The organism is Stenotrophomonas sp. GZD-301, from assembly GCF_049310345.1.
Taxonomy (GTDB): Bacteria; Pseudomonadota; Gammaproteobacteria; order Xanthomonadales; family Xanthomonadaceae; genus Stenotrophomonas.
This window is the reverse complement of record NZ_JBMOWY010000037.1, coordinates 43,984-50,698: the sequence shown is the minus strand read 5'-3', so window position 1 is coordinate 50,698 and position 6,715 is coordinate 43,984. Positions and strand designations below refer to the sequence as shown.

Here is a 6,715-nt window from a genome sequence, read left to right as displayed (position 1 = left end):
CCCGGAGGCGGTCCGGGCCGGTCCGGTGCGGTGGCCTGCCGCCTGCGTGTGGGCAGGTGGCAGGCCGCAACCGCGCCGCTTACGGCGTCCCGGCAGGCGCTGCGGGCACGGCCGGTGCAGCCGGTGCCGCGGCGGTCGCGTTCGGGGTAATCCGCCAGATCGTGTTGGCCAGATCATCGGCCACGATCAGCGCGCCGCGCGGGTCCAGCGTGACGCCCACCGGACGCCCGCGGGTCAGCCCGTCGTCGCCGTGGAAGCCGGTCGCAATGTCGATCGGATCGCCTGCCGGGCGACCCTCGCGGAACGGCACGAACACCACCTTGTAGCCGACCGGCGGGTTGCGGTTCCAGCTGCCGTGCTCGCCCACGAACACGCCGTCGGCGAAGCGCGCGCCCATCGCCGGGGATGAGAACGCCACGCCGAGCGCGGCCACGTGCGAGCCCAGCGCGTAATCGGGCACGAGCGCCGAGGCGACCTTGGCCGGGTCCTGCGGCATCACCCGTCGATCCGGGTGCTTGCCCCAGTAACTGTAGGGCCACCCGTAGAAGCCGCCATCGCGCACCGAGGTGAGGTAGTCGGGCACCAGGTTCGGGCCGATCTCGTCGCGTTCGTTGACCACCGCCCACAGGGCACCGGTGCCGGGCTGGATGGCCAGCGCGGTCGGGTTGCGCAGGCCGGTGGCATAGTCGCGGTGCGCGCCGGTGGCGGCGTCCACCTGCCAGACGCGCGCGCGGTCCACTTCCACCGCCATGCCGCGCTCGGTGATGTTGCTGTTGGAGCCGATGCCCACGTACAGGTACCGGCCGTCGGCACTGGCGGCGAGCGACTTGGTCCAGTGATGGTTGATCGCGGACGGCAGCGTGGTCAGCGTGACCGGCGCGCCACCCGCGCGGGTCTGGCCCGGCTGGTAGTCGAAGCGCACCAGCGCATCCTGGTTGGCCACGTACAGCGCATTGCCGATCAGCGCCAGGCCATAGGGCGCATTGAGTTTGTCGGCAAACACGGTCTTCAGTTCATAGACGCCATCGCCATCGGCATCGCGCAGCAGGGTCAGGCGGTTGCCGCCCTTCACCGCGGTGTTGCCCTTGGCCTTGATGCGGCCGGCGATCACGTCCTTGGGCTTGAGATTGGGCGCGCTGCCACCGCGTCCCTCCGCCACCAGAATGTCGCCGTTGGGCAGGACCAGCGTCTGCCGCGGGATCGCCAGGTCGGTGGCGATCGCGGTGATGCGATAGCCGTCCGGCACGGTCGGCACGCGGTCGCCCCAGGTCGCCGGTTTGGCGATGGTCATGTCCGGCATCAGCCCCCGGTGCGGCGCCGGCAGCTCCGGCGCATTGCCGTACTGGTGCATCTGCGGTGCCTGGCCGCAGGCGGCCAGCGCCGTGGCCAGTACCGATACCGCGATCACGCGGACGACAGGACGGTTCATCGCACACCTCCCACGCGCAGGCTGGCAAACCCGATCCACGTTGCCACCAGCGCCAGCACAGTTGCCACGGCCGACAGCAGCAGCGCGGTGGGCATGATCGCCCAGGCATCGCGTGCGTGATGCAGGGCGTTGATGAACCCCACGATCCAGGTGGCGACCAGCACCAGCAGGTAGCCCAGCCGGCGGCTGCCACGCGCCAGGCCGACGAATGCACACAGCAGTGCGAGGGTGGTCATCACCATCGCGCCGATCAGCAGCCAGGACGCGAAGTTGCTCCACTGGATCTCGTAGCTGCTCCAGTAGGCGTAGTCGGCCAGCAGCGCACCGAGAAACAGCGGCAGCACGCCGCCGAGCACGGCGGCGTGGACCGGATGGATGGACCAGGCGCGGGCCCGGATGGCAGACGATGCCATGACACTCTCCTCAACGACGGGGGCAGGGATGTCGCCATGCTGCCACCCGCCTGTGTGGAGCTTGTGAGCGTCGGTGCGCTACTGCAGCTTGCCCGCCTTGGACGTATCGCTGCTTTGGGTGATCACCCGCGTGGCCATCTGGTCGGCCGCCGCATCGCTGCGCGACAGCTCCAGGCGGCCTTCTTCACCCTTGGAGTACAGGCCGGCAGAGAACTGCCCGGCGTTGGAGATGGTGACGATCATCGCCGACCCATCCGGCCCCACTTTGATGCCGGCGCGATCGCGCATCTTGTGGCCGACGCCATGCGGCGCATCCAGGGCAACGGCGGCACTGCCGTCGGCCATCGTACCGATGCCGCCGCGCTCGTGGCCGGTGATGTCGTAGATGGTCAGGCCCGCCGCGCGCGCATTGCGGTTGTGGTCGGCGGGGTCTTCGGCGATCTGCACGCGGGTGCGTCCCTCGCTGTCCACCACGGTGAGCTTGTGCGTGCGGATTTCCGGCACGATCTGCGCCTCCGGCTGCGCCACCGTGGTACCGATCAGTGCCAGAGATGCGCCGAGCGCGAACATCGTCGCGGCCATCACGCGCCCGCGGCGGGCATGGCGTTCCAACGTCGCCACACGCTGGCGAAGATCCTGGTTGTGGTCCTGGTCCTGGTCCTGGTGCTGGTTCTGCATCGCATCCTCCTTGTCATGGCATGGCGTGTTGCCGGTCCATGCAGCGCAGTGCGTCATGGCGACGCTGCACGGGGTTCGATCGCAGCGTAGTGCCGCGCACCCGGCATGACACAGTGACGAAAGTCGCCATGAAGAAGGTCACCCTGCCGCGCAGTGCAGCGCGCGCCTCACACCGGCTCGCGCAGCATGTCCACGAACGCGCGCAACGCCGAGGACATCTGCCGCTGGCGCGGGTAATACAGCACGAAGCCGGGAAACGGCTCGCTCCAGTCTTCCAGTACGGCCACCAGCCGGCCGTCGTCCAGATACGGCCGCGCGGCGTCTTCGAGCACGTAGGCCAGTCCCAGTCCATCCAGCACCGCCTGCAGCACGGTGTGCTGGTCGCCGAGCGTGAGCCGGCCCGGCACGTCGATCTCCAGCGCCTGGCCATCGCGATCAAACTGCCACTTGTACAGATGGCCACTGGCGAAGCGGAAGCGCACGCATTCGTGGTGGGCCAGATCGCGCGGATGCTGCGGCGTTGCGCGGTCCTGCAGATACGCCGGCGCGCCAACGATCAGCCCACGCAACGGCGGCCCGAGCGGTACCGCCACCATGTCCTCGGGAACGAACTCGTGCAGCCGCACGCCGGCGTCGAAGCCGTTGGCGACGATATCGACCAGCCCATCGTCCTGGGCCAGCTCGATGCGCACATCCGGATGGCTGCGCAGGAAGCGGGCCAGCCGCGGACCGAGCTGGGTATGCACGGCGGCGCGGGTGGCGTTGATGCGCAGCAGCCCGGCCGGTGCGGCGCGGAAGTGGTTCATCTCCTCCAGCGCGTCATGAACCTGACCGAGCGCCGGCTGCAGCCGTTCGAGCAGGCGCTGGCCGGCCTCAGTGAGGGCCACGCTGCGGGTGGTGCGGTGGAACAAGCCGACCCCCAGGCGCTCTTCCAGCGCGCGGATCGCATAGCTGACCGCCGAGGTGGACAGGGCCAATTCGGCCCCCGCACGGCGGAAGCTGCGGTGCCGCGCCACGGCGGCGAACGCGGCCAGGTGGGTGAGGTTGTCAGTGACCATGATTATCCAGTCTCACTTGATGAATCATGCCGATATCCTGACTGCCTGTGCACAGCATCGGGGCGTATTGTAAAGCGCCTTTCTACAAACCTGCCAAGGATTCCCCATGTCCCTCGCCCACGGTTATGCCGTTCACGACCAGACTGCCCCGCTGGTGCCGTTCTCCTTCGAGCGCCGCACGGTCGGCCCGGACGATGTCCGCATCCAGATCCTGTACAGCGGCATCTGCCACTCCGACCTGCACCAGGCGCGCGACGACTGGGGCGGCTCGATCTTCCCGATGGTGCCGGGCCACGAGATCATCGGCCGGGTCACCGAGGTCGGCGCCAACGTCACCCGCTTCAAGGTCGGCGACCACGCCGGCGTGGGCTGCATGGTCGATTCGTGCCGCCACTGCGATGCCTGCGACCAGGACCTGGAGCAGTACTGCCAGAAGGGTGCCACCTTCACCTACAACAGCACCGAACGCGACAGCGGCCAGCCGACGTTCGGCGGCTACTCCGACCACATCGTGGTGGAGCAGCGCTTCGTGGTGAAGGTGTCCGACAAGCTGGACCTGAAAGCCGCCGCGCCGCTGCTGTGCGCCGGCATCACCACCTACTCGCCGCTGCGCCACTGGAAGGTCGGCCCCGGCCAGAAGGTCGGCGTGATCGGCCTGGGCGGGCTGGGCCACATGGGCGTGAAGTTCGCCAAGGCGATGGGCGCCACCGTGGTGATGATCACCACCACCCCGGAAAAGGGTGCCGATGCCAAGCGTCTGGGTGCCGATGAGGTGCTGGTGTCGCGCGATCCGGCGCAGATGAAGGCGCATGCCGGCAGCTTCGACTTCCTGCTCAACACCATTCCGGTGAGCCACGACACCAACCCGTACATGTCCCTGCTCAAGCGCGATGCGACCATGTGCCTGGTCGGCGTGCTGACCGAACTGGACCCGCCGCTGATGGGCGCGTCCATGATGTTCGGTCGCAAGCACATCACCGGCTCGGCGATCGGCGGCATGGCCGAGACCCAGGAGATGATGGACTTCTGCGCCGAGCACGGCATCGTCAGCGATGTGGAAGTGATCGACATCAAGACCGTCAACGAAGCCTGGGAGCGCATGGCGCGCAACGATGTGCGCTACCGCTTCGTGATCGACATGGCCACGCTTGGTGCACAGGCCGCCTGAACATGGTCTGCGCCGGACGCTGCTGCAGCGTCCGGCGCTGCACGGGCACGCCCGTACAATGCGCGCATCGTCCAACCGGTGCGCGCGCCATGAATGTGTATGTTCTGCTGGGCCTTGCGATTGTGTTCGAGGTGATCGCCACCAGCCTGCTGAAAGCCTCCGACGGCTTTACCCGGTTGTGGCCCTCGGTCGGCACCGTGGTCGGCTATGCCGCCGCCTTCTATCTGCTCGCGCTCACGCTCAAATCCATCCCCACCGGGATCGCCTACGCGATCTGGTCCGGTGCGGGCATCGTGCTGATCTCGCTGATCGGCTGGGCGGTGTTCAAGCAGAAACTGGATGCGCCGGCGCTGATCGGCATGGGCCTGATCGTGGCCGGCGTGGCGGTGATCAATCTGTTCTCGAAGGCGTCCGCCCATTGAGAAAAGCGTACCGACCAACGGTCGGTACCCACCATGTCAAGGGCGGTCGGTACCCACCATTTCAAGGGCGGTCGGTACCCGCCCTGATCCTCAGTAGGCGAACTGTTTGAAGACCGGGTCGATGCTGCCGTTCCACTCGCCGTGGAACAGCGCCAGCTTGCGGTCGGCAGGGGTCAGGCCGGAATCGACGATTTCCTGCAGCACGTCCAGGAAGTGGCTTTCGTCCTGGCCGTCGGCGTTGCGTGCGGCACGGCGCTGCAGGCCGGCCACGGCGATCTTCACCGCTTCGCGCGCAAGGTCACGCACGGTGCCGCCACGGAACGGCAGCTTCAATGCATGACGCGGCACGCCGTCGCGCAGCGCGTGGCGCTCGGCCAGGCTGAAATCGCGGACCAGGTCCCAGGCCGCATCCAGTGCGGCATCGTCGTAGAGCAGGCCCACCCAGAACGCCGGCAGCGCGCACAGGCGGTTCCACGGCCCGCCATCGGCACCGCGCATTTCCAGGTACTTCTTCAGGCGCACTTCGGGGAAGGCGGTGGTCATGTGATCGGACCAGTCGCGCAGCGTCGGCAGCTGGCCCGGCAGCACCGGCAGCTTGCCCACCATGAAATCGCGGAAGCTCTGGCCGCTGGCGTCGTGGTACACGCCATCGCGGTAGGAGAAGTACATCGGCACGTCGAGCAGGTAGTCCACATACCGCTCGTAGCCGAAGCCGTCCTCGAACACGAAGTCCAGCATGCCGGTGCGGTCGGCATCGGTATCGGTCCAGATGTGCGAGCGGTAGCTCTGGTAGCCGTTCGGCTGGCCTTCGGTGAACGGCGAGTCGGCGAACAGCGCCGTGGCGATCGGCTGCAGCGCCAGCGACACGCGGAACTTCTTCACCATGTCCGCTTCGGTGGCGTAGTCCAGATTGACCTGCACCGTGCAGGTGCGGGTCATCATGTCCAGGCCGAGCGAGCCGACCTTGGGCATGTAGTCGCGCATGATCCGGTAGCGCCCCTTGGGCATCCACGGCATCTCGTCGCGCCGCCATTTCGGCTGGAAGCCCATGCCGAGGAAGCCCAGCTGAAGCTCGCCGGCCACCTGCGCCACTTCATTGAGGTGGGTGCCGGTTTCCACGCAGGTCTGGTGGATGGTTTCCAGCGCTGCACCGGACAGTTCCAGCTGGCCGGCCGGCTCCAGCGTCACCGAGGCGTTGTCACGCAGCAGCGCGATGGTGCGGCCGCCTTCCTGCACCGGTGCCCAGCCGAAGCGGGTCAAGCCGTTGAGCAGGGCCTCGATGCCGCGGTCGCCGTCGAAGGTCGGCGGACGCAGGTCGTCCAGGCGGAAGCCGAACTTCTCGTGCTCGGTGCCGATGCGCCACTGCGCCTTGGGCTTCTCGCCGGAGGCCAGCGTGGCGACCAGTTCATTTCGGTCGGTGATCGGCGTCTCGGCGACGTGGCTGGGGCTCGACAAGGGGAGGCTCGCAGGATTCTGGTCAGGGCGGGGATGTGGGGACCGCGCCCCGGCATCGCAAGGGCGCACTATATCGTGGCGTCCCCCACCGT

At 67.8% G+C, this 6,715-nt stretch carries 7 protein-coding genes; 2 read left to right on the top strand and 5 right to left on the bottom strand.

Annotation, left to right across the window (positions count from 1 at the left end; genetic code table 11):
* Positions 1-79: 79 nt before the first annotated feature.
* The 4 genes from ACO6VK_RS10040 to ACO6VK_RS10025 all read right to left on the bottom strand — a co-directional run bounded on the left by ACO6VK_RS10040 (position 80) and on the right by ACO6VK_RS10025 (position 3,578).
* A complete protein-coding gene (locus ACO6VK_RS10040) occupies positions 80-1,429 on the bottom strand; it encodes a PQQ-dependent sugar dehydrogenase (protein ID WP_422506721.1) in 1,350 nt (449 codons plus the stop codon).
* Positions 1,426-1,842, bottom strand: a complete 417-nt coding sequence (locus ACO6VK_RS10035) for a DUF2231 domain-containing protein (RefSeq protein ID WP_422506720.1) — start codon at positions 1,840-1,842, stop codon at positions 1,426-1,428. Before ACO6VK_RS10035 ends, ACO6VK_RS10040 begins: the two co-directional genes overlap by 4 nt.
* A gap of 78 nt (positions 1,843-1,920) precedes the next feature.
* Entirely contained in the window at positions 1,921-2,520 is a 600-nt protein-coding gene (locus tag ACO6VK_RS10030; protein ID WP_422506719.1) for a hypothetical protein, read from the bottom strand.
* Positions 2,521-2,687: 167 nt separating this feature from the next.
* Complete coding sequence (locus tag ACO6VK_RS10025) at positions 2,688-3,578, bottom strand: LysR family transcriptional regulator (RefSeq protein WP_422506718.1); 891 nt, start codon at positions 3,576-3,578, stop codon at positions 2,688-2,690.
* 106 nt (positions 3,579-3,684) lie between these two features.
* Between ACO6VK_RS10025 and ACO6VK_RS10020 the strand changes: the two genes are divergently transcribed.
* A complete protein-coding gene (locus ACO6VK_RS10020) occupies positions 3,685-4,746 on the top strand; it encodes an NAD(P)-dependent alcohol dehydrogenase (protein WP_422506717.1) in 1,062 nt (353 codons plus the stop codon).
* 89 nt (positions 4,747-4,835) lie between these two features.
* Entirely contained in the window at positions 4,836-5,168 is a 333-nt protein-coding gene (locus ACO6VK_RS10015; RefSeq protein ID WP_411852132.1) for an EmrE family multidrug efflux SMR transporter, read from the top strand.
* A gap of 90 nt (positions 5,169-5,258) precedes the next feature.
* On the opposite strand, the gene ACO6VK_RS10010 is transcribed toward ACO6VK_RS10015, so the two are convergent.
* Positions 5,259-6,623 (bottom strand): glutamate--cysteine ligase, encoded by a 1,365-nt coding sequence (locus ACO6VK_RS10010; RefSeq protein ID WP_422506716.1) that lies wholly within the window; start codon positions 6,621-6,623, stop codon positions 5,259-5,261.
* Positions 6,624-6,715: the final 92 nt, after the last annotated feature.

Coding starts and splice junctions, on each gene's coding strand:
- ACO6VK_RS10040 (WP_422506721.1), bottom strand. CDS start 1,429: ATGAACCGTCCTGTCGTCCGCGTGATCGCGGTATCGGTACTGGCCACG.
- ACO6VK_RS10035 (WP_422506720.1), bottom strand. CDS start 1,842: ATGGCATCGTCTGCCATCCGGGCCCGCGCCTGGTCCATCCATCCGGTC.
- ACO6VK_RS10030 (WP_422506719.1), bottom strand. CDS start 2,520: ATGCAGAACCAGCACCAGGACCAGGACCAGGACCACAACCAGGATCTT.
- ACO6VK_RS10025 (WP_422506718.1), bottom strand. CDS start 3,578: ATGGTCACTGACAACCTCACCCACCTGGCCGCGTTCGCCGCCGTGGCG.
- ACO6VK_RS10020 (WP_422506717.1), top strand. CDS start 3,685: ATGTCCCTCGCCCACGGTTATGCCGTTCACGACCAGACTGCCCCGCTG.
- ACO6VK_RS10015 (WP_411852132.1), top strand. CDS start 4,836: ATGAATGTGTATGTTCTGCTGGGCCTTGCGATTGTGTTCGAGGTGATC.